This window comes from Desulfuromonas carbonis, from assembly GCF_054658035.1.
This window is the reverse complement of the sequence record NZ_BAAHXR010000003.1, coordinates 185,428-207,371: the sequence shown is the minus strand read 5'-3', so window position 1 is coordinate 207,371 and position 21,944 is coordinate 185,428. Positions and strand designations below refer to the sequence as shown.

At 60.0% G+C, this 21,944-nt stretch carries 20 protein-coding genes; 18 read left to right on the top strand and 2 right to left on the bottom strand.

Annotation, left to right across the window (positions count from 1 at the left end):
• Positions 1 to 36: 36 nt before the first annotated feature.
• The 16 genes from ACYQ8E_RS07955 to ACYQ8E_RS07880 all read left to right on the top strand — a co-directional run bounded on the left by ACYQ8E_RS07955 (position 37) and on the right by ACYQ8E_RS07880 (position 19,303).
• A complete protein-coding gene (locus ACYQ8E_RS07955) occupies positions 37 to 1,008 on the top strand; it encodes a glycosyltransferase family 2 protein (protein WP_459860607.1) in 972 nt (323 codons plus the stop codon).
• A 130-nt stretch (positions 1,009 to 1,138) separates the two neighbouring features.
• The gene (locus ACYQ8E_RS07950; RefSeq protein WP_459860605.1) at positions 1,139 to 2,875 is read left to right on the top strand and encodes a hypothetical protein; all 1,737 of its coding nucleotides are present in this window, start codon (positions 1,139 to 1,141) and stop codon (positions 2,873 to 2,875) included.
• Positions 2,876 to 2,880: 5 nt separating this feature from the next.
• Positions 2,881 to 4,395 (top strand): ArnT family glycosyltransferase, encoded by a 1,515-nt coding sequence (locus ACYQ8E_RS07945; protein WP_066728111.1) that lies wholly within the window; start codon positions 2,881 to 2,883, stop codon positions 4,393 to 4,395.
• Between the two features lie 36 nt (positions 4,396 to 4,431).
• A complete protein-coding gene (locus ACYQ8E_RS07940) occupies positions 4,432 to 5,634 on the top strand; it encodes a glycosyltransferase family 4 protein (RefSeq protein ID WP_459860602.1) in 1,203 nt (400 codons plus the stop codon).
• A 42-nt stretch (positions 5,635 to 5,676) separates the two neighbouring features.
• Positions 5,677 to 6,330 (top strand): winged helix-turn-helix transcriptional regulator, encoded by a 654-nt coding sequence (locus ACYQ8E_RS07935; protein WP_459860600.1) that lies wholly within the window; start codon positions 5,677 to 5,679, stop codon positions 6,328 to 6,330.
• Positions 6,327 to 7,661, top strand: coding sequence for a flippase (locus ACYQ8E_RS07930; protein WP_459860598.1), 1,335 nt, complete (start codon positions 6,327 to 6,329; stop codon positions 7,659 to 7,661). The genes ACYQ8E_RS07935 and ACYQ8E_RS07930 overlap by 4 nt, the downstream gene beginning before the upstream one ends.
• A 17-nt stretch (positions 7,662 to 7,678) precedes the next feature.
• The gene (locus ACYQ8E_RS07925) at positions 7,679 to 8,488 is read left to right on the top strand and encodes a class I SAM-dependent methyltransferase (protein ID WP_459860596.1); all 810 of its coding nucleotides are present in this window, start codon (positions 7,679 to 7,681) and stop codon (positions 8,486 to 8,488) included.
• Between the two features lie 102 nt (positions 8,489 to 8,590).
• The gene (locus tag ACYQ8E_RS07920; protein WP_459860595.1) at positions 8,591 to 9,967 is read left to right on the top strand and encodes a DUF362 domain-containing protein; all 1,377 of its coding nucleotides are present in this window, start codon (positions 8,591 to 8,593) and stop codon (positions 9,965 to 9,967) included.
• Positions 9,968 to 9,970: 3 nt separating this feature from the next.
• Complete coding sequence (locus ACYQ8E_RS07915) at positions 9,971 to 11,023, top strand: ATP-grasp domain-containing protein (protein WP_459860593.1); 1,053 nt, start codon at positions 9,971 to 9,973, stop codon at positions 11,021 to 11,023.
• Complete coding sequence (locus ACYQ8E_RS07910; protein WP_459860591.1) at positions 11,020 to 12,180, top strand: glycosyltransferase family 4 protein; 1,161 nt, start codon at positions 11,020 to 11,022, stop codon at positions 12,178 to 12,180. Before ACYQ8E_RS07915 ends, ACYQ8E_RS07910 begins: the two co-directional genes overlap by 4 nt.
• 5 nt (positions 12,181 to 12,185) lie before the next feature.
• On the top strand, positions 12,186 to 13,403 hold the full coding sequence (locus ACYQ8E_RS07905; protein ID WP_459860589.1) for a glycosyltransferase family 4 protein: 1,218 nt from the start codon (positions 12,186 to 12,188) through the stop codon (positions 13,401 to 13,403).
• Positions 13,404 to 13,406: 3 nt separating this feature from the next.
• A complete protein-coding gene (locus ACYQ8E_RS07900; RefSeq protein ID WP_459860588.1) occupies positions 13,407 to 14,204 on the top strand; it encodes a glycosyltransferase family 2 protein in 798 nt (265 codons plus the stop codon).
• On the top strand, positions 14,201 to 15,274 hold the full coding sequence (locus tag ACYQ8E_RS07895) for a glycosyltransferase family 2 protein (protein ID WP_459860586.1): 1,074 nt from the start codon (positions 14,201 to 14,203) through the stop codon (positions 15,272 to 15,274). The genes ACYQ8E_RS07900 and ACYQ8E_RS07895 overlap by 4 nt, the downstream gene beginning before the upstream one ends.
• Positions 15,271 to 17,037 carry a tetratricopeptide repeat protein gene (locus tag ACYQ8E_RS07890; protein ID WP_459860585.1) on the top strand — a complete coding sequence of 589 codons (1,767 nt, stop codon included), beginning with the start codon at positions 15,271 to 15,273 and terminating at the stop codon, positions 17,035 to 17,037. The genes ACYQ8E_RS07895 and ACYQ8E_RS07890 overlap by 4 nt, the downstream gene beginning before the upstream one ends.
• Positions 17,034 to 18,536 (top strand): tetratricopeptide repeat protein, encoded by a 1,503-nt coding sequence (locus ACYQ8E_RS07885; RefSeq protein ID WP_459860583.1) that lies wholly within the window; start codon positions 17,034 to 17,036, stop codon positions 18,534 to 18,536. Before ACYQ8E_RS07890 ends, ACYQ8E_RS07885 begins: the two co-directional genes overlap by 4 nt.
• 26 nt (positions 18,537 to 18,562) lie before the next feature.
• Entirely contained in the window at positions 18,563 to 19,303 is a 741-nt protein-coding gene (locus ACYQ8E_RS07880; protein ID WP_082820354.1) for a tRNA1(Val) (adenine(37)-N6)-methyltransferase, read from the top strand.
• On the opposite strand, the gene ACYQ8E_RS07875 is transcribed toward ACYQ8E_RS07880, so the two are convergent.
• Entirely contained in the window at positions 19,285 to 19,797 is a 513-nt protein-coding gene (locus ACYQ8E_RS07875; protein ID WP_066728092.1) for a DciA family protein, read from the bottom strand. The two genes, ACYQ8E_RS07880 and ACYQ8E_RS07875, sit on opposite strands and share 19 nt — an antisense overlap.
• A complete protein-coding gene (locus ACYQ8E_RS07870; RefSeq protein ID WP_231875337.1) occupies positions 19,794 to 20,108 on the bottom strand; it encodes a hypothetical protein in 315 nt (104 codons plus the stop codon). Before ACYQ8E_RS07870 ends, ACYQ8E_RS07875 begins: the two co-directional genes overlap by 4 nt.
• A gap of 118 nt (positions 20,109 to 20,226) precedes the next feature.
• Between ACYQ8E_RS07870 and ACYQ8E_RS07865 the strand changes: the two genes are divergently transcribed.
• Together ACYQ8E_RS07865 and ffh are read left to right on the top strand one after the other, a co-directional pair.
• On the top strand, positions 20,227 to 20,499 hold the full coding sequence (locus ACYQ8E_RS07865) for a putative Se/S carrier protein (RefSeq protein WP_066728091.1): 273 nt from the start codon (positions 20,227 to 20,229) through the stop codon (positions 20,497 to 20,499).
• A gap of 80 nt (positions 20,500 to 20,579) precedes the next feature.
• The gene (gene ffh / locus ACYQ8E_RS07860; protein WP_459860581.1) at positions 20,580 to 21,932 is read left to right on the top strand and encodes a signal recognition particle protein; all 1,353 of its coding nucleotides are present in this window, start codon (positions 20,580 to 20,582) and stop codon (positions 21,930 to 21,932) included.
• Positions 21,933 to 21,944: the final 12 nt, after the last annotated feature.

Here is a 21,944-nt window from a genome sequence, read left to right as displayed (position 1 = left end):
GCGACAGCGGCCTCCCCAACTTGGAATGGCACCCTTATGAAGCTCTCCCTGGTCGTCCCCGTATTCAACGAAGTCGAGAACCTGGCCGCCCTTCATGCTGAGGTCGTCGCCGCCATGGACCAGGCCGCCCTCGACTTCGAGCTGATCCTGGTCGACGACGGCAGCCACGACGGCTCGGTGCCGCTGATGCTCAAGTTGGCGCAGCAGGATCCGCGGGTCAAGGTGATCCTGCTGCGCCGCAATTTCGGCCAGACCGCCGCCATGGCCGCCGGTTTCGCCGCGGCCGGGGGGGAGGTGGTCATCCCAATGGACGGCGACCTGCAGAACGACCCGGCGGATATTGCGGCGCTGGTTGCCAAGCTGGATGAGGGGTACGACGTTGTCTCCGGATGGCGGGCCCGGCGTCAGGACCGCTTCTTCAGCCGCCGGCTCCCCTCGATCCTGGCCAACGGCCTGATCTCGCGCATGACCGGCGTGCATCTCCACGACTACGGCTGCACCCTCAAGGCCTACCGGCGCGAGGTGCTGGCCGAGGTCAACCTCTACGGCGAGCTGCATCGCTTTGTGCCGGCCCTGGCCAGCCAGATCGGCTGCCGGGTAACGGAAATCCCGGTCAACCATCGGGCGCGTCAGGCCGGCACCAGTAAATACGGCATCGACCGGACGTTGCGGGTGATCCTTGACCTGGTTACCGTCAAGTTCCTCCTCAAATACGCCACCCGCCCGATGCAACTGTTCGGGAAATGGGGAGTGCTGACCCTCCTGTTGGCCGGCCTGTCGGGAGCGACTACCCTGTGGATGAAGTTTTTCGACGGCCTGTCGATGAACCGCAATCCCCTGACCATCCTCACTGCCTTTCTGCTCTTCACCGGTGTGCAGTTTATCGTCATGGGCCTGCTCGGCGAGCTGGTGACCCGTACCTACCACGAGGTGCAGGACAAGCCGATCTACACCATCCGCGAGACCCGCAACCTGGACAGGGAAAATTCCCAACCCAAGGCAGGTTAGCCGGAGATGTCGCAGTTGGACGCAGATAAGGCAGATCGACGGCTTTGCTCTGAATGCTGTGGTTTGATCGGCGAGAATCTGCGTAAATCTGCCGATGAATTAGACTTTGTCAGCAACCTGGGTCCGATCTATGCTTCGCCTGAATAAAAGCCTGGTCTTTCTGGCCCTGTTCGCCCTGTTCGGGCTGGCCGCATCCCACATTCACGCCTTCGACATCTTCTGGCAGCTGCAGTCGGGCAAATACATGGTCGAGACCGGTTCGATCATTCGCACCGACCTTTTCACCCTCGCCAGCGATGCCCCCCGTTATGAACACTGCTGGCTGCATGACCTGGTGACCTACGCTGCCTACCGGCTCGGAGGATATCCGGCACTCAGCCTGCTCAAGGGCCTGCTCCTCGGCGCCATGGCGCTGTTCCTGGTTCTGGCGGCTCGCACCCGCAGCAGCTCCTGGCTGGCCATTCTGCTGGTATTGCCGATTCTGTTTGCGGGCATGGGGGGATGGTTGGCCCGCCCCCAGCTCTGGACCTTCTGCTTTTTTGCATTGTTCGTCTGGGTGTTGGAACGCCACCGGCGCAACGGGGGGCGCCGGATACTCTGGCTGATTCCGGTTGTGCTTCTGTGGGCCAACCTGCATGCCGGGGTGGTGTTGGCTGCCGCCCTGTGGCTCGCTTACGCTGCTGGAGGGTTCGCCAATCGGGTGGTGTTCGGAAAAGAGGAAAAGATAAACCTCAAACGGCTATTCTGGCTTGCCCCCGGCCTGATGGTAGCCGCGGCATTGACTCCCTATCCAGATTACCTCTGGTCGACACTGCGGGGGATTGCTCGGCTAGGCGCTCATAATTCAGCTGGGGGCCAGTTGGTCGGTCCCATGACCGCCATTTTCAACATGGACTGGCGGCCGACCACTTTTGCCGGGGAGCCGCAGTTCTTCTATGCCCTGATCGCGACGGCCCTGATCCTGCTGGTCGGCTGGCGGCGAAACCGGTTTACCGACCTCTTCCTGCTTGGCGGTCTGGCGCTGATGGGCTGGCGCCTGAGCCGGCACACGACCTTTCTTTATCTTGGAATGGTTGCCATCTTGCCGGCCTATCTTGATGTTGCCGTTCGTCCCCTCGCCGACCGGGTCTCCAAGCGCACCGCGACGGTCCTGGTGCTCTGCCTGACCCTGACGGGGGCCGCTTCTTTTGCCTGGTTCGCCAAGCCCCCGCTGGAAAAGTACGGCTGGTTCCGGCTGGGGTTGCGTCCCTTTCAGTATCCGGTCGCGGCGGTCGATTTCCTGAAAAAAGAATCGCTGCCGAAAAACCTCTACAACACCTACGACTGGGGCGGCTACCTCGCCTGGCAGCTCTTTCCGGAGTATCTTGTTTTCTGGGATGGTCGCCAGAACTCTGCAGAAATGTTCCGTTACGGCTGGGAGATCATGGCCGGCAAGCCGGGCTGGGAGGACCACCTCGATCGTTTCGCCGTCAACACCATCGTGACCCGCACCTGTACCATGGATACTGGCCAGTGCTTTCCGCTGCTGGACCGATTGCGGACGAGTCCGGACTGGGTCCTGGTCTTTCAGGATCCTGCCGCCCTGGTCTTCGTGCGTCGCAACGCGCTTCCCACCGCCTGGGTCATGGAACACGAGCTCCCCCCGGATAGGATCGACGATACCATTCTGGCCACCGGCCGGCGGCTGGTCGCGGACAACCCCAACCGTTATATTGCCTGGTGGGAGATCGCCCGGATCGAACTGGCACGGCGGAATTATGCCGAGGCTTTTACGTCGCTGGGAGAATACCTGCGGCGGACCCCGGTGCCCGATCCGACCGCTGAATATTACTACCGGATGCTTTATCCGACGCAGCAGGGAAGGTAGCCGAAATGTCCAGTTGGTGGCCCCACCACGGGGAAAAACTGTTGCTGCTCGGCCTGATGCTGGTCGTCTTCGCCGCCCGCCTGTGGCAGCTGCCCGCCTACCCCTTTCACGAGGACGAGATCGGCAGCATCGGCGTGATGCGCTCGATCGTCGAGACCGGCCTCCCCCTGACCGGAGGATCGCTCTACTGGCGGGCGCCGTTGGCCCACTACCTGATGGCCCTGCCGCTCCTGTTCGGCGACGTTTCGCCGGTCACCGCCCGGTTAACGAACGTGGTTCTGAGCCTGTTTCTGCTCCCGGTCGGTTACGGCGTCGGCCGCCAGCTCCAGGGGCGCACCGCCGGCTGGCTGGCAGCGTTGCTCCTCGGGTTTTCCGCCTACCAGAACCTGCTGGCCGCCTTCACCCGTTGGTACCAGCCCCTGCAACTCTTCTTCCTCCTTTCGATCTATCTGGCGGCTCGCTACTGGCTGGAAGGGAAGCGGAAGGGGTTGGCCTGGCCCCTCGGCCTGGCGGTGGTCGCCACCCTCCTCTGCGACAAGCCCGGGCTCTTCATCCTGCCGGCGGTGGCCTGGGCCTGGCTGCTGGCCGGGGACTGGGGACTGGTGCGCCGCTGGCGGTTCCTGCTGGCCGTCTTGGTGGTGCTGATGGTCGCCTGGCTGGCCGATGTCTGGACGCCGGCCGGCACCTATCGCAACACATTTGCCCTTAACCTGGCGCTCGGCGGGCTCAAAGACAAGTGGGCCTTCGCCCGCTGGTTCCGGGACCTGCTCCCCCTCGGCTGGACCCTGCTGCTGCTGGCCGTCGCCCCACTGGTAATGGAGGGCCGCCGCTGGTGGTATTACGGGGGCATTTTCGTTCTGGGGCTTGTCGGCACCTCGCTGCTCGCCCCGGGCGACAATCCGCGCTACATGGCCCACATCTTCCCCGTCGGGCTGATTCTGGCCGCCAGTGCCGCGGCCTGGTGGCTGCAGGCGGTCCGCTCTCTGCTCCTCCGGCACGCCCTGCCCGGGCGCGGCAGGCTGGCGGCGACCGGCGCGCTGCTGCTGGCTTCTGTGGTCTTCTTTGTCGGGGTCGACAAACACGATGTCTCTGCCGCCGTCGGCTACTACTTCAAGTTCGTCGACCAGAAGCCGGCCCATGATTACCTGGCCAGCCGTCTGCAACCACAGGACCGGGTGATCTCGGTCGACCCGGGGATCACCGACTTCTATCTCGGTTGTCCCGTCAATTACTTCCTGCGCCAAAAATTCGACCCGGTCAGCAACCGCTGGAGCCCCTACCCGGCAGGGGTCCGCTCCGACTACAATATCGACAGCCCGGAACGGCTCCGGGAGGTTCTCGATCAGGCGCCAGGGCGGGTCTGGCTGTATGCCAACTGGAAGATGGCATGGGCCGTCGACCCGGAGCTCGACCGGCTGGTGCGGGAGTGGTTCCGGCCGGTCTTCGCCCAAGGGGAGACCTGGGTGCTGGTCAGCAACCCCGGCGCCCTGCGACGCCTGGGGCGACCCGTTTCCCCCTGATCCAGCTTTGCGGCGCTCTGCCCGGGACGTACGACTATGCGGATTCTCATGCTCGCCCCCACCCCCTACTTTTCGGATCGTGGCTGCCATGTTCGCATCTATGAGGAAGCACGGGTCCTGCGCCGCCTTGGTCATGAGGTGCGCATCGTCACCTATCACCTGGGCCGCAACCTGGACGACATCCCCACCGAACGGATTCCGGCCGTCCCCTGGTACCGGAAGCTCTCCGCCGGCCCCTCCTGGCACAAGCCGTACCTCGACATCCTCTTGCTCTTCAAGGCCTGGCAGGTGGCCCGGCGCTTCCGGCCTGATCTCCTGCATGCCCATCTCCATGAGGGCGCTTTTGTTGCCGCCCTGCTCAAACCCGTACTGCGGCTGCCGGTAGTTTTCGATTGCCAGGGGAGTTTGACCGGCGAACTGCTCGATCACCGTTTCGTGCGCAAAGGTTCGCTCCTCTACCGGGGTTTCCACCTGCTCGAAGCCTGGATCTGTCGGCGCGCCGATGCGATTGTCACCAGCGCGACACCGACCGCCGAGCTGCTAAGAGCTGATTTCGCCGTACCGGCAGCACGGATTACGGCAGTGGTCGATGGCGTCGATACCGGTGATTTTCGTCATCACCCCGGTCAGCATGATCTGGAACGGGAGTTGGGTTTGCCGCCCGCCAAGCAAGTTGTCGTCTTTCTCGGCGCCATGAATGAATACCAGGGGGTCGATTTGTTGCTCGACGTCATCAAGGCGCTCTCTGCCCGTCGGCAGGATTTCCACTTTCTACTCATGGGCTACCCGGAGAGCGCTTACCGGGAGCGTGCGGTGGCTCTGAGCATTGCCGGGCTGGTTACTTTCACCGGCAAGATTCCTTACGACCAGGCAGCTCGTTACCTCTCCCTTGGCCAGATCGCAGTCTCCCCCAAGCTTTCCCGCACCGAGGCCAACGGCAAGCTCTTCAACTACATGGCTTGCGGGTTGCCAGCCGTGGTCTTTGATACCCGCATCAATCGGGAGATTCTGGGGGATACGGGGCTCTATGCCGAATTCGGCGATGCCGAAGCGCTGACCAATACGCTGGAAACGCTCCTGGACGACCCGGAGCAGGGTCGGCACTTGGGACGGATGGCGAGACAGAGGGCGCTGGCCGAACATTCCTGGGCTGGCCGGGCGACCCTGCTGGAACAGGTCTACCGCAGGCTCCTCGGAGTCGTTGAAGGTGATGTTCAAAATATGAACGGTAAGCGATAAAGCTGTTGAATTTCATTTAATTGTCGTGATAGTGTTCGCTTTATGAACACTGAGCGCGAAAACGGACAAGAGAATTACCGGGCATTTTTGCTCCTCGCCGAAATCGAGAAGGCGGAGAACCTTTCGCAACGCGATCTCTCCCAACGCCTCGGGATCGCGCTGGGGCTGGTCAATTCCTACCTGAAGAACCTTGTGGCCAAGGGGTATGTCCGGGTTAAGGCCTTCCCCCGCAACCGGTATTCCTACCTGGTAACCCCCAAGGGGCTGGCCGAGAAGAGCCGCCTCGCCTATCAGCACCTGAGTTACTTCACCGGTTTGTATACCACCACCCGGCAGGATTACCTGGGACTCTTTCGGCGGATGCAGCAGCAGGGTGCTCGGGAAGTAGTTTTCTGCGGTATCGACGAAGTGGCTGAAATAGCATTTATATCGTTACAGGAGACTAACTTGAGTCTGGTGTCGGCCATGGATGACAAACGGGCTGGAGAAATGTTTCTTGGTCATGTTATCCAGCCCCTTGCTGAGGTGTTTTCCTATAGGGGGCTCCCAATTGTGGTGACATCCCTCAAAAATGGCCCTTTATTGCGCGAAAGCTTGCTTGCATTGGGGGTTCGCCCGGCAAATATCCTAAGTGCCGAGGCCCAGTCGAATTGTTCTGGACAGGGTGGCCAGGGGCCAGGCAGTTTCGCCAAATGAGCAGTTTCTGGTTACAGTTCCTGCCGCGCCATTTTCGAGAAAGGCTCTTCGGGCGTGACGAGTTGCGAAAAGCAATTGACAATACTGGATGGCTGTTTGCCGACAAATTGATCAGAATGGGCCTCGGGCTTGTGGTCGGCATTTGGGTTGCCAGATATCTCGGCCCGACTCAATTCGGACTGTTAAGTTTCGTAGGGTCATTCGTTGCAATATTTACATCTCTTTCGCTGCTGGGACTTGACGGTATTGTTGTTAGGGACCTCGTAAAAGCACCGGAGCATGCAGCAGAGATCCTTGGAGTGACACTTTTTCTGCGTTTGAGCGCCGGGGCAACGGCCTACCTGGCAATGCTTGGTGCGATATTTTTACTCAGGCCCGATGATCGTCTTGCACAGGTATTTGCGGCCATCATGGGGGCGGGGCTGTTATTTCAGGCACTCGACACGATCGATTTGTGGTTCCAGTCAAAGGTTTGCTCCGTTTATGTTGTGTATGCCAAGTGCTCTGCTTTTATCGTAAGTTCGGTTGCCAAGATCGCGCTGGTCCTGATGCGGGCCCCCCTGATTGATTTCGTCATTGTCGGTGTCGCCGAGTTGGCGCTGGCGGCCATGGGTCTGCTGGTGGCCTATCGCTACCAAGGACAACGGATATCGGCCTGGCGAGTGAGCCTTGAGCGCGCTCGCAGGCTGCTTTCGGATTGCTGGCCGCTCCTCCTATCAGGGGTGGTGTTCATGGTGTATATGCGGATCGACCAGGTCATGCTCGGGCAGATGATCGACGACCATGAGGTCGGGATTTATTCTGCGGCAGTGCGCTTGGCGGAGGTCTGGTATTTCATTCCAACTGTCGTCGTGTCGTCAGTGTTTCCCAATATCGTTCGCGCACGGGAAGTTGACGAGGCCGAGTTCTACAACCGGCTCCAGAGGCTGTATAACCTGCTGGCATTTATGGGATATGCTGTTGCTGTGCCGGTGACCTTTGTCTCTGGGCTGGTCGTCAGCCGGCTGTTCGGTCAGGACTATGCGGCGGCGGCCCCCATGCTGGCGCTGCTAATCTGGGCAGGGCTGTTTGCCAATCTTGCCGTGGCCCGCAATGCTTATCTTCTGGTCATGAACTGGTCTCGGGTTTTATTCGGCATGGTGCTGGCTGGTGCGCTGGTCAATGTTCTCTTGAACCTGATGTTGATCCCCCGCTATGGAGGCATGGGGGCGGTGATTGCCTCCTGCGTGGCTTACTGGGTCGCAGCTCACGGCGGTGGATTGTTGTATGCGCCATTGCGAAAATCCACTCAGATGCTGACCCGCGCATTGCTTTGTCCGAAATTCTGGTAATTCACGGGTGACCTATTGTGAGAAATGATCTGACGGGAAAGTCGCATTGGGATCAGGTTTACGCGCATGCAGTTTGCGGTGAGAGTGGAGGTTGGCAACCTACGACCTATACGGAAAAATCTATCGAGTTTTTTCTGATGGAGGCGGTCCAGGCAGTCCGGCCGCGAAATATTCTTGAGGTGGGGTGTGGCAATTCCGTGTGGCTGCCCTATCTGGGCCAAAAAACCGGGGCAAAGGTCTTCGGTATCGATTATTCGGAAGAGGGTTGTCGACTTGCCAAAGAAAACCTTGTCAGGGAAGGTGTGACAGGTGAAATCATCTGTGGCGATATCTTTGAACTTGCTGCTGCCGATATCGGAACTTTCGACTTGGTTTATTCTCTTGGTCTGGTTGAACATTTCACGTCATTAACGGATATTCTAGGACGGCTCGCGCAATTTGCCGGGCCGTGTGGGACCGTTCTGACTGAAGTGCCAAATCTGTATTCAGTCCATGGATGTATGGCCGGCCTCTATCAGCCAGCCCTGTTGGCCAAGCACCGAACCATCAAAATGTCAGAACTTGTCAAGGCCTACCGGGACTGTGGGCTTGACGTTTCCGATTACGGGTATGCTGGGCTGTTCTCGTTCGGCATAGTTGCTTGGGGGCTAGACCAACGCTTTCCCCGGTTAGATGCACTGATTCTCCCGGTCGTCAGGACGCTGTCGAAAATGACAGAGAAACTCTTGGCAAAAACTGCTTATCACAAAGGCTGCTCATTACTTTCACCCTTTTTGTATGTCTATGGGAGCAAGCCTTCTCTCCGTGCTCGGGGCACTAGCGATTAGCTAGCTGGCATCATTAGGAATGAAGATGCAAATCCGTGGCGAGATAGTTTTCTTGAAATGGTCGGCAACTGCTGGCCGCACAACTGTTGGGGCCAGGGTACGATGGTGACTGAACATCATACTGAAAACAAAGTTGGGGTCTCTATTCGAATGAGTGGGTCTCCCGCCTACCCGGATGTTCAGGAATTGTCGGGCCTGATTCGGGACGCCATATACGCTGCGGGGGTTGGCCACAAAAACCGCCAGGCCCCTTTTTCTGAACTCATCGGTGAGGGGGCGACTGTCCTGCTTAAGCCCAACTGGGTTTTGCATGAAAACTATGGCGGTCATGGCATGGACTGCTTGGTGACCCATCCAAATTTCATCCTTGCCGTGTTGGCGGAGGTGCTCAAGGCCAAGCCTGGTCGAGTGGTCATAGGTGACGCGCCGATTCAGGAGTGTCACTTCGAGACTCTGGTGCCCCCTGAGTGGCGTGAAATGATCGTGGCCAAGTCTGATTGCCCGGTGGACATTCTCGATTTGCGACGGACCATTCTTCGCGACGGAGACCTGAGTCTCGGTCAGGATCAAGACGTTCGCAGCCTGGAACGCTATGTCCTCTTCGATCTGGGAAAGGCGAGTCTTCTAGAGCCAGTGTCAGATCCGGACAGCCGATTCAGAATTACCTGCTATGATCCCGACCGGCTTGCCGAAAAACATGGCCCCGGGCGTCACCAATACCTGCTCGCCAAAGAGCCTTTCGAGGCGGATGTCATCATCAACCTTCCCAAGCTCAAAACCCATAAAAAAGGGGGAATCACCGCTGCCCTAAAAAATCTTGTCGGTCTGAATGGGAACAAGGAGTATCTGCCGCATCACCGACTGGGGGGGAGCAAGGAGGGCGGTGATTGTTATCCCGGGACGTCCCAGGTAAAGAAGATGGCTGAATATTGCCTGGACGAGGCCAATCGACGAATCGGTACGGCCGGCTGTCAGAAGTGGCTGAAAAGTGCCAGATACCTGCTTAAAGCCCAGAATTTACTTGGTAATCCCGAAATTGAAGGCGGCTGGCACGGTAACGATACCGTCTGGCGGATGACGCTGGATCTGAACCGGATACTTCTCTACGGTACAATAGACGGTGAAATGTCAGACATGCAGCAACGGACCATTTTCTCCCTGACTGATGCGGTGATCGCCGGGGAGGGGGACGGTCCGCTCGCCCCCATGCCCGTACCCCTTGGCGCAGTTTCATTCTCCAGCAACTCGGCTTTTGCCGATTGGGTTCACGCGTCCCTCATGGGCTTTGATCCTCGCAAGATTCCGATGATCCGGGAAGCCTTTCAGAGATTCCCGTATCCGCTCACCACTCGGCCGCCCGGGGACTGCCAAGTCATCTGCAATGGGCGGAGTCTGGCCATTGACGAACTCAGAGATATATACGGTCGAGAATTTGTGCCCGCCTCCGGATGGCAGGGTCACATCGAGGGGCGAGGGTAGCGCATGCGCATCGGCATACATCCCGACAATATGTGGGGAACGAGTTATTCGGACCGTTGGGCAGAGTTCTTCAGGGTGCGTGGCGTGGAGGTGAAGTTCCTCGACCTGCTGGCCCCCGATTTTCTGGAACAGGCGAAGGAATGTGATGGCATTATGTGGCGGTGGTTCCACATCCAGGAACACAAGCAGTCTGCCAAGAACATCATGTATCTGCTGGAAACCCAGTTGCTGAAGCCGGTCTTCCCGAATACCGCAACCGCGTGGCACTTCGACGAGAAAATATTTCAATTCCACCTGCTGAAAACCCTGGCGGCCCCGGTTCCGGAGAGTTGGGTGTTCTGGGACTTTGCGGCGGCATCGGATTGGGCCCGTCAGGCATCCTATCCAGTGGTTTTTAAGCTGACGGTGGGCGCGGGGGCGTCCAATGTGTTGAAACTGGACAATGCAAGTGAAACGCTCCGGTGGTGTCGGAAAATGTTCAAGCAGGGGGTTTTCCCCGGAACGATGAACGAATTCCGCAGTCGTCTCATCCCGCGAAAAGTGAGGGAGATCAAAGCCTGTTTAGCCCGTCCAATGGCGGCTCTCGCCTATCTGGTCGCAGGCAAATACCCGCCATTGCCTGCGCCGTGGTGGAAGCCAGAATTTTCCTACAGCTATTTTCAGGAGTTCCTGCCGGGCAACAGTTTCGATACCAGGGTTTCAGTCATCGGAAACCGGGCGTTTGCCTTTCGGCGCATGAACCGGGCAGGAGACTTCCGTGCCTCAGGAAGCGGGAAAATCGACTGGGACCCCGCCGGGATCGACAGTCGTTGTCTGAAAATCGCCTTTGAAACCACCCGAAAAGGGCGTTTTCAGACGATGGCCTACGATTTCCTCTATAAAGAAGGGCAACCGGTGATCTGTGAAATCAGTTACGCATTCGTGGATGAAGCAGTCTATCAATGCCCTGGCCACTGGGATGCCGACCTCAACTGGCATGAAGGACAGATGTGGCCGGAGGAGGCCCAGGTTATCGATTTCATCGAAGCGATCAACCGTCTTGCCAGGCCGCGATGATGCTGCAAGAGGGAGATGATCTGCAAGGCCTGAAAATTGCCATTGTCTTCGGATGCCTCGAACTGGGCGGATCGGAACGGTTGGGGTTTCTGCTGGCACGTGCCCTTAAGGAACGATATGGGGCCGATGTCAGTATCTGGTCTTTGTCAAACGGGCCGGGGCGGCTGGTCTCCATGTGCGAGGCGGCGGGGATCCCCTGGCGCAGTATGCGGTTCAAGTGGTCGCGGTTTTTGCTCTACAACTTGTGGGAGCTGAGTCGCTTCGTCCGCTGGGCCAGGGCTGAGTCTCCCCATGTGCTGCTACCGTTCTATCGGTTGCCGAATCTGGTTTGCGGTCTGACCTGGCGGCGCATTGGCGCCAAAACGTGTGTCTGGAACCAGCGAGACGAAGGGCTGCTGCTTACCGGTGATTTTCTCAATGCGCGAGCGGTAGAGAAAACCCCTTTGTTCATTGCCAACTCGCAGGGCGGAGGAGATTTTCTGCTGAACAAGTATCGGATTGACCCGGCAAAAATGACTCTGGTTCACAATGGGGTCGAACTGCCGCCTCCGCGGCTTGGACGGGAAGGGTGGCGGGAACGTCTCGGTGTGACTGCCGAGGCCCTCCTGGTCTGCATGGTGGCGAATTTTACCCCCTACAAGGACCATGCGACCCTGATCCGTGCGTGGCGAATTGTCATGGATGAGTGCCGAAGCAGGATTGAGGTTGCGCCCCTACTCCTGCTGGCGGGAATGGAGGGGGACACATACGGCTCAGCAGTTACTTTGGCCAATGATCTCGGTCTCCATGATGCAGTCCGTTTTCTCGGTTCGGTTGAGGATGTGGCGGGTCTACTGATGGCGTCCGATCTTTATGTGCATTCTTCGCTCAGCGAAGGCTGTCCTAACGCGATCCTCGAAGCGATGGCAAGCGGGCTTCCCGTTGTAGCGACCGCAATACCTGGAAACCGGGAAGCGGTCGGTCCGGAAGGGGGGGAGTTCCTGGTGCCGGTGGGAGAACCGCGGGCCATGGCATCGGTCATCCTTGATCTGCTGGTGGACCGGACGCGTGCCGGGATTCTTGCCAGGGCCCAGGAGGCAAGGGCAGCAAAGGAATTTTCCCCGGTTGCCATGGTCGATAAGACCGTCCAGGTGATTCGGCGCGGGCTTTCCGGGTAGGGATCATGTCCGATTATGGTTTTTTCAAACTGACGCGGCAGCTCCTGTTCGGTGATCGAGATGACCGGACTGTCGTCCATCTGAATCAAACAGCTGTGCTGCGGCTGGTTGTCACCCTGTGTCAACTCCTGGGATGGCTATTGCCATTTTCCAACAAATCGGGGCTCTTCTTCTTTTTTCCGTTCTTTCATATTGGCGGTGCTGAGAAGGTTCACGCAGAAATCGTTGGGTGTGTTGCCGAGCGGAAACCCTGGGTCTGTTTTACCAAGAAATCCCTCAACAAGGCTCTTTGGCCGGCATTCGAGCAGGGGGCAAGGTTGTGGAACCTTTGGGCGTACTGCAGGTATCTTTATCCCTTGAGTGTGGGGATGACGGCGGGGTTCATCAATCGTCACCGACAACCGGTGGTTTTTGGCTCCAATAGCCTGTTCTTCGCGCTGCTGATCCCCTATTTCAAACCCCATGTACGCTGTATCGATTTAACCCATGCCTTTGGCGGTGGGGCGGAGGATTTCATGCTCCCGGCCGCTACGCGCCTCGATAAGCGGGTAGTCATCAACCGCAAGGCGCTTGATGACCTGACAGCCCAGTATCGGCAGTTCGGCCTTAAGCAGGCCCTGGTTGAGAGGATTGAAATCATCGGCAATGCCGTTCAGGTTCCTAGAACCCGCCCGCCTAAGACTCTCTCGGGGGAACTGTTGGTGTTGTTTGTCGGACGGGATTCGGCCGAGAAGCGTGTCCACCTGGTCGGGCAGATCGCCCGCCGTAGCCGTGACCGGGGACTTTCAGTCCGGTTTGTGCTGGTGGGGGATTTTCGACGTGATGCGGATAGGGACTGGGAGTGTTGCGAGCTTCACGGGGTGGTGACGGCAAGCGAGGAAATGGCGAGCCTTTATGCCCAAGCGCATGTTCTGCTGATTACCTCAAGCCGGGAAGGGTTCCCGCTCACGGTGATGGAGGCAATGGCCAGCGGCGTGGTGCCGGTTTCTACGACGGTGGGGGGGGTTCCCGAACATGTGCAACCCGGGAGGACCGGGCTTCTGGTGGAGAATCGTGAGGAAGAGCGAGTTGTGGAGGATTTTGTCGAGGCGATCGCTGGATTGGTGAAAAATCGAGGTGAACTCGCCCGCATGTCCGAGTCTGTCCATCGTTATGCACTCGATCACTTCGCCATCAAGGCGTTCCGTTCAAGTTACCGGCGTCTGCTGTTGGGGGAGATCTGACCGATGCCCAAAGTCAGCGTTATCATCCCCTGTTTCAACCAGGGGGACTATCTTGATGAGGCCGTCCAATCCGTTTTGGCGCAGACCTACGGCGATTTTGAAGTGGTCATCGTCAACGACGGCTCGACGGAAGCGGCGACCAACGACCTTCTGGCCGGCTACCGGCAGTCTCAATGCCGCGTGGTGCAGACCTCCAACCAGGGGTTGGCCGCTGCACGCAATAACGGTATCCGGGAGGCAACCGGGGACTACATCCTCCCGCTGGATGCCGACGACCGGATCGGTGCGAACTACCTGCAGGAGGCAGTGCGTATTCTTGATGCTGACCCCCGGGTTGGCATCGTCTACTGCGAGGCTGAAAAATTCGGCGCTCAACAGGGGAGATGGCGGCTGCCAGAGTTTTCGTTGCGCAAAATGCTCTTTTCCAATCTGATTTTCTGTTCTGCGGTTTTCCGTCGCGCAGACTGGGAACTGGTGGGGGGATATCGGACGAACATGAAGTCTGGCTGGGAGGACTGGGATTTCTGGTTGTCGGTTCTGGAACTGGGGCGGGAAGTGGTGAAGCTTCCGCAGACGCTGTTTTTTTATCGCGTCAAGGAGGCGTCGATGATCAAGGCAATGGATCGGGAGGTGCGTATCGCCATGCATCATCAGCTGATGGCCAATCACTGGCGGTTATATCACGCACAGGCCCTGCCGGTGCTGCGTTTATACTACAAGCTGATGGACTCGTCTGTTTATCGTGGGCTCAAGGCCCTGAGCCTGACCCGGCTGGCGGCAAACCGGTGGATTCGCAAGTGATTGCCGCCGCAAGTGAGCCGGAAGTGGCGGTGATCATCGTCAACTGGAACGGCCGCCAGCACATAGAGCAGTGCCTGCCGGCGCTACGAGCCCAGACCTTCCGGGAATTCTCGGTCATTCTAGTCGACAACGGCTCGAGTGACGGTAGCGTCGAGTGGGTCCGAGACCAGTACCCCGAGGTGCGGCTCATCCCCCTGGAGCGCAATCGGGGTTTCGCCCAACCGAACAACCTCGGTATTGCAGCGGCTTTCGCCGCCCCGCAGGTACACTTTGTCGTCACCCTCAACAACGACACCCGACCCGAGCCCGACTACCTGGCGGAGTTGGTCGCCTGTGCCGGCCGGCACCCCAAGGCCGGTTCGATCCAGCCGAAGGTCAGCAACTTTTTTGCGCCGGACACCATTGACAGTACCGGCATCCTGATCGCTGCCAATCTCAGCGCAGTGAACCGGGGGCTTAAAGAGCGGGATGTGGGCCAATTCGAGCGCGAGGAAGAGATCTTCGGCGCCTCGGCCAGTGCCGCTTTGTATACCCGTACGGCATTGGAGCAAACGGCTTTGGTCGGGGCGGATGGAGGGCCGGAATATTTTGATGCGGACTACTTTGCCTACTACGAGGATGTCGATCTCGCGCTGCGCCTACGCCTGGCGGGATTTGACAGCTACTACACTCCGGCGGCGCGGGTCTGGCACGTGCACAGCGCCACCGGCAAGAACTACTCACCATTGAAGGCCTTCTATATCCACCGCAACCAGTATCTGAATATGATCAAAAATCTGCCGCTCCTCCCCCTGGCAAAGGCTCTGCTGCTCATGCCGCAATTATACTGGCAGTCTCTGCTCAGTGTGCTGCGGCGGCACGGCGCCGCCGGGGAACTGGCGAGACAGTCCGCCGGGGGCGAACATCCAGCACAGCTGGTGCTGCGGGGGTGGTGGCAGGTACTGTTGCTGCTGCCACGCATGCTTCGAAAACGTCAGCAGGTACAACGTTCTCGGCTGGCCGGGCACCGGGAGATCGCGTCTTGGTTTAAGCGGTACCGGGCCGATTTTGACAGGATTGTTTCGGGGTGATGACAGGCAAAACCAATCTCCACGAATTGAACACGCAAGCGCACCGGCGTTTGCAGTTGCTGTGGGTCACAGGGCTCTTTCTGCTCGCCATGCGCCCTATAGAAGCTTTCGATACCTTCTGGCAACTGCAGGCGGGGAAGTATATCTGGCAGACCGGCGCGTTTCTCTATCGCGATACCTTCAGCCTGGCCGCTGACGCCTATCGCATGGAGCACTGCTGGCTGCATGACCTGATCCTCTATGGCCTCTATTCCACCGGCGGATACTTCCTCCTCTCGCTGTTGAAGCCGGTGCTGATCGCTCTCTGCGGGGGCTTGCTGCTACGCTGGGCGCAGCAGCGTGGTGGGAATCCGCTGGTGGTGCTGCCGGTGTTGACGCTTTGCCTGATCGGTTCCAGCGATTCCTGGCTGGTTCGGCCCCAGCTCTGGACCTTCCTGCTCAGCATCCTCTTCCTGGTTTTCCTCTATCGCGGGCGGGAGCGAGGGTGGCGTTCCTGGCTCTGGCTACCGCCGCTGATGCTCCTCTGGGCCAACCTGCATGCCGCCTGTATCTTCGGTTTCGCCTTGATTGGCGCCTTCTGGGTCGGCGAGTGCTGGCGAGCCTGGCGCGGGTCCAGCAGCTGGCGCACTTTAGGTCAGTTGAGTGTTTGTGGCGTGCTGACATTTGCCGCTGCTTTCGTCAATCCTTATGGCTACCGGATTCCCCTCGGCGAACTGCTGGCCCATTTCAACCAGCTCCAGGTCCTGACCGGGAACGCGCCGGTCGGCATGGCGGGGAACATGGAGTGGCTGCCGCCGACGTTTGCCCAGGTCCCCTGGTTCTACCTGATTATGGCACTCTGGGGCGCCACCCTTCTCTCGCGGTTGTGGCGACGGCAGCTGGAGGTCGCCGAACTGGTTTACTTCGCTGGTTTCTCCTACATGGGCTTCAGCCAGATCCGGCATACCACCCTGGTGGCGCTGCTGGCCGGATTTTTCCTGCCCTTAGCGATCCAGGAGCTGCTGACCGGTAGGGAACGAACCCGGACCTGGCTGGCCCGACCGGTCCCCTGGCACTGGTTGCCGGGCCTGATGCTTTTGGCCGCGCTGGTCTGGGGCGCCGCTGGAGCAGGACGTTTGGGGCTGGGGGTGCGCGCTGACCAGTACCCGGTAGCGGCGGCAGATTTCGTGGCCACTAACCGTCCCGCCGCCAACCTCTACAACGCCTATGACTGGGGCGGTTACCTGATGTGGCGGCTTTACCCCGACTACCTGGTCTTCATCGATGGCCGCTCGACCAGCCCGCGCCATTTCGCCGCCTCCGATATCCTCGACAATGGCTGGGAGGGATGGCGCGCCCTCCTCGACGAGTATGGGATCAACACCATTGTGACGCGGACCTGTTTTTATGATAGCGGAGGGCCGCTTCCCCTGATCGATGGTCTGGTCCAGGACCGCGACTGGTCCCTGGTCTTCCAGGACGCGGTGGCGGTGGTTTTTGTCCGCAATGACGCCGCCAGTCGGGAACTCCGGGGGCGCTTCGCCATCCCCTCGCGGCAGGCTTACCAGACCATGCTGGAAGAGGCAGGGCGATTGCAGCAGGAGGGATATGAGCGGCCGCGGACCTGGCTGGCGCTGGGGCGGGCGGCCTTCAACCTGGGCGATGGCCGCCGCGCCATGGCCGCCTATCGGCACTTTTTAGAAGTCGTTCCGACCGACCTGGAAGCGCAGAGCCGCATTGCGTTGCTGCAACGGTTCTACCCCGGGGAGGAGGCCGGGCGATGAAGATCGATCGGAAGATTCTGGCGGATCAAAACCTCTTCCCGCTGCTGGTCCTGTTGGGGCTGGCGACCCTGGTCTATGGGCGGACCTTCGGCGCCACCTGGACCTATGATGATTTCCCGGTCATTGTCGATAATCTCGATATCCGGTCGATCGGCGCCTTTCTGAAGAACAGCTACCCGGGGCGACCGCTGCGCGAGATTACCTATCTGCTCGACTATGCGCTCTTCGGCTACCAGCCGGCCGGCTGGCACCTGCAGCAGATCTTCTGGCACGGGCTCAATGGCTGGCTCGTCTTTCGCTTGGCGATGGCCCTGCAACTGAACCGGTTTGGCCGCTGGTGCGCGGCACTTCTCTTTCTGCTTCACCCCTTGCAGGTGGAGGTGGTGGCCAACCTTTCCCATCGCAAGGATGCTCTGGCCACCGCCTGTTGCCTGGTGGGAATTCTGGCCTATCTGCGATATTTTCATGGCCGCCAGTGGCGCTGGTTGCTTGTCGCCGCCGTTGCCTGGGGGTTGGGTTTGGCGGCTAAACAGACCGCAGTAGTGCTGCCGCTTCTCTTCCTGGCTTATGAAGCCGTGTTTTTGCCCCCGGCGCAGCGGCTGTTATTGCGGCGCTGGTGGCCGTGGTTGACTCTGCTGGCGCTGGCTGGGGCGGGTGTCGGCGCATGGTTTTTTTTCTTCGGTGGGCTCGCCGAATATACTCAGGCCTGGCGCGGCCTGCTCGTCGCCAAATCGAACTATTTCGGACCAGCCGCTCTCTTTCTTTACCCGCTGGTCATGATCAAATCCTGGGCGTTCATGGCGCTCAAGCTCTTCTGGCCACAACAGTTGGCACTGGAATATACCATTGCTGTACCAGGGGGGATGACGGATCCCTTTCTGCTCGGTGGCTGTCTTGGCCTGTTCGTGCTGGTGGGTGTTTTTTTCTGGAGTTGGCGGCATTGCCGGTCGGTATTTTTCGGGCTCTCCTGGGCCTGCTTCTTCTGGGTGCCGGTTTCCAACCTCTGGCCGCTGGTCTATCTGGCGGCAGATCGCTACTGGTACACACCAATGGCGGGACTGGCCCTGGTGGCTGGCCACCTTGCGGGGCGACTTCCAGATCGCTGGTGGCGCTGGACTGGCACGGCAATTGTCCTGATGGTGTTCGGAATTCTCAGCTGGCAACAGACCGCAGTCTGGAAGAACCCCGAGGCGCTCTGGACCAACGCCTACCACGTCAACCCCAATTCGACCTTTACTCTGAATAATCTCGGTAACGTCAATCTGCTCAAGGGGGACCTGATCGCGGCACGCCGCTTCTATACGGAATCGGTCGCCCTGAATCCGACAAACGGCCCGGCTCATTTCAACCTCGGAATTATTTTCGAACAGCAGGGTGAACTGGATGGCGCCCTTGCCCATTATCAACAATTCCTTCGGCTCGACTCGCCCCTCTATCGTAACGAAGCGGCCACCCTGCGCCGGCGACTGGCCTTGCAGTATGGCGTCAGACTAAATTAGGTTCCCCTTAGAGTGTTCATTCGCCAATGACCGAAAGAGTGAATAGCGATGAAACCCTTGATGAAATGCGTTCAGCAGGATTGGGGCTGATCCAGGCGCGGAAGGGGTATCGCTTCTCACTGGATCCTTTGCTGGTGGTCACGTTTGCTGATTTCAAGAAGGGCGACCGCGTCGCCGATCTCGGCACTGGCAGTGGTGTCATCCCGCTTTTGGTCGCACGCAGGTGTGCTTCAACCCGGGTGGTTGGTATTGAAGTTCAGGCCGATTTGGCTGACCGGGCCCGGCGCAGTGTGGCTCTAAACCAAATGACAGGTCAGATAACGATAGTTGCCGGTGACCTGCGCCAGTCCCAGCCGGAACTCCCCTCCCAGTCCTTTGACGTCGTCCTCGCCAATCCCCCTTACCGCCGGCCCGGCAGCGGTCGGGTGGCGCCTGGGGTGGAGCGGGCTGCCGCCCGTCACGAACTGGCCGGCGGGCTCGAAGATTTTCTTGCCGCCGCGGCGCGGCTGCTGCGGGACGGGGGAAGATTTTACCTCGTCTTTCTTGCCGAACGGCTGGCGGAACTCTTCGTATCGATGCGCCAGCACCAGCTCGAACCGAAACGGCTGCGTTCAGTGCATGGGCGCAGCGGCGACCCGGCGCGGATGGTCCTGGTCGAGGGGCGCAAGCGGGGCGGGGCAGGGCTGGTGATCGAAGCGCCGCTCTTCATTTACGATGGGGAGGAATATTCGGCGGAGGTGCAGGCGATTTACGCGGGCAAGTCCTGATCGCTGCGGCGGCGGGCGTCGAGTTGGGCCTGACGGCGCAGCAGTTGCGCCAGGCCCCGGCGCAGGTCGTCGTCGGCGAGGTCGGCCACGGTGGCCCTGATCTGTTCCTCCGTTGCCGGGTCCAGGGGAGGGGGCGGCGGCAGGGGCGCCGCTTTTTTTGTGACGGGGGCGGTCGCGACCTGGCCGCGCCGCAGGAAAAGATCCCGGAAGAGGGCGGCGCCGAGGCGTTCGTTGAGCCGGGCGAGGAGTTTCGGTTTCAGCAGCTGCAACTGCTGCATCCAGACCGGTTGGTCAACCCTGATCTCGAGGATGCCATCACGGATGCCGCAGGGTTGGGCGTGGGCGGCGATCTGCGGGCCGACCACCTCGTTCCAGACCTGCCAGGCGCGGTACTCGCGCAGGCGCTCGCTCATCCCCTTTTGCTGCAGCAGTCCCTGGAGGACGCCCCCGATGCCGGCGGCCCGGCGCAAGCGTGGACGGGGCGGGGCTTTCATCGCCGTGCCCGGCGCCGGAAGCGGCCGCCGACCATCTGTCCGGCCACGGCACAGCCGAGGGTGAAGGGAATGACCCGCCAGCCAAAGCCGTAGGCGAGACGCAGGGCAATGATGATCGGGATCGAGAGGTGGATGTAGAGAAACCAGCGGAAGGAGTATTTGTCGGTCCCCTCCCGCAGGTAGCCGAGGGGGAGATTGGCGAAAAAAGCAAAGCCGAGCAGGGTGATGAGGGTGATGATCTGGTGGGGTTCCACGAAGCTGCCTTTCCCGAGGCGCGGGGCCATTGCGCTGCTGTTGCGGCCGATTTTCATCCGGAGGTCCAGGGTGCTGCTAAGTCTACCCGCAACGCGCCGGAGCTGTCAATGAAAGCCCCTTGCCCGACCGCGGCGGGCGTGGCATGATGGCCGAAAACCAATAAGGACGCAAGCAATGGTAAAAGAAGGTGACCTGGTGGCGATTTTTCACTCCATTCACCGGGTGATGCAGGCGGAAAAGCTCCTCAAGCAGCAACGGGCAGAGATCCTGCTGATCCCGGTGCCGCGCCAGCTGACCTCCGACTGTGGCCTGGCGATCCGCTTTGCTGAAAGTGACCGGGATACGGTCGAAGCGATCCTCGCTGCGGCCGGCTTGCAGGCGGTTGAAACCTGGCGCCGTGAAGGGAAGGGGTACCGGTTGCTGGAGGGCGGGAACCCCGGGGTTTGAAAAGGTTTTTCCCTTGACAAGGGGGTGCCCCTTCACTATAGTCCGTATTTTGCGGCCGCTCTGCGGTCGTCCGGGTCTCTATGTTCGATAACCTGACGGAAAAATTTGACGCGGTTTTCAAGAAACTGCGTGGCCACGGCCGGCTGACGGAAGAGAATATCCAGGAGGCGCTGCGTGAAGTGCGCCTGGTCCTGCTGGAGGCCGATGTTAATTTCCGGGTCGTCAAGGACTTTATCGCCTCCGTGCGTGAGCGTGCGGTCGGTCAGGAGGTTCTCAGGAGCCTGACGCCGGCCCAGCAGGTCATCAAGGTGGTGCGCGAGGAGTTGGCGCGGCTGATGGGGGAGGGGGAGGATAATGCCCTCGATCTCGCCGCCCGGCCGCCGGTGGCAATGATGCTGTGCGGCCTGCAGGGCGCCGGCAAGACGACGACCTGCGGCAAGCTAGCCCTGAAGCTGCGCAAGGAAAAACGCTCGCCGCTGCTGGTCCCCGCGGATATCTACCGGCCCGCGGCGATTGAACAGCTCAAGACCCTCGGCCGGCAACTGAATGTGCCGGTCTTCGATTCCCGGGCCGATATGGACCCGGTCGACATCTGCCTGCAGGCCCGGCAGTTTGCCGAGCTCAACGGCTACGACACGCTGATCCTCGATACCGCCGGCCGTCTGCACATCGACCAGGCGCTGATGGGGGAGTTGCAGCGGATCAACGCGGCGCTGGCGCCGCGGGAGGTCCTCTTCGTCGCTGACGCCATGACCGGGCAGGATGCGGTCACCGTGGCCCAGGCCTTCAACGAGCAGCTCACCCTCACCGGGGTGATCCTGACCAAGCTCGATGGTGACGCCCGTGGCGGCGCCGCGCTGTCGGTCCGGGCCGTGACCGGCAAGCCGATCAAGCTGGTCGGTCTCGGCGAAAAGCTCGATGCCCTGGAGACCTTCCATCCCGACCGGATGGCACAACGCATCCTCGGCATGGGCGATGTCCTGTCGCTGATCGAAAAAGCCCAGGAGGCGATCGATCAGGACGAAGCCGCAACGATGCAGGAACGGTTGCGGAAAGAAGGGTTTACCCTCGAGAATTTTCGCGATCAGCTCCAGTCGATCAAGAAGATGGGGTCGATGGAGTCGATCCTCAAGCTGATTCCCGGCGCCGGCAAGGCTCTCAAGGAGATGCAGGGCGCCCAGCTCCCCGACAAGGAGCTCAAGAAGATCGAGGCGATCATCAATTCGATGACCGCCCGGGAGCGGCGTGACCACCGGGTGCTCAATGGCTCGCGGCGGCTGCGTATCGCTCGCGGCAGCGGCACCACGGTGCAGGACGTCAACCAGCTGCTGAAGCGCTTTTCCGAAGCGCAGAAGATGATGAAGAAGATGCAGAAGATGGGACCCCGCGGCCTCAAGGGCATGCTCGGACGCGGCGGCGGTCTCCCCTTTTAAGCCCAGGGCTCG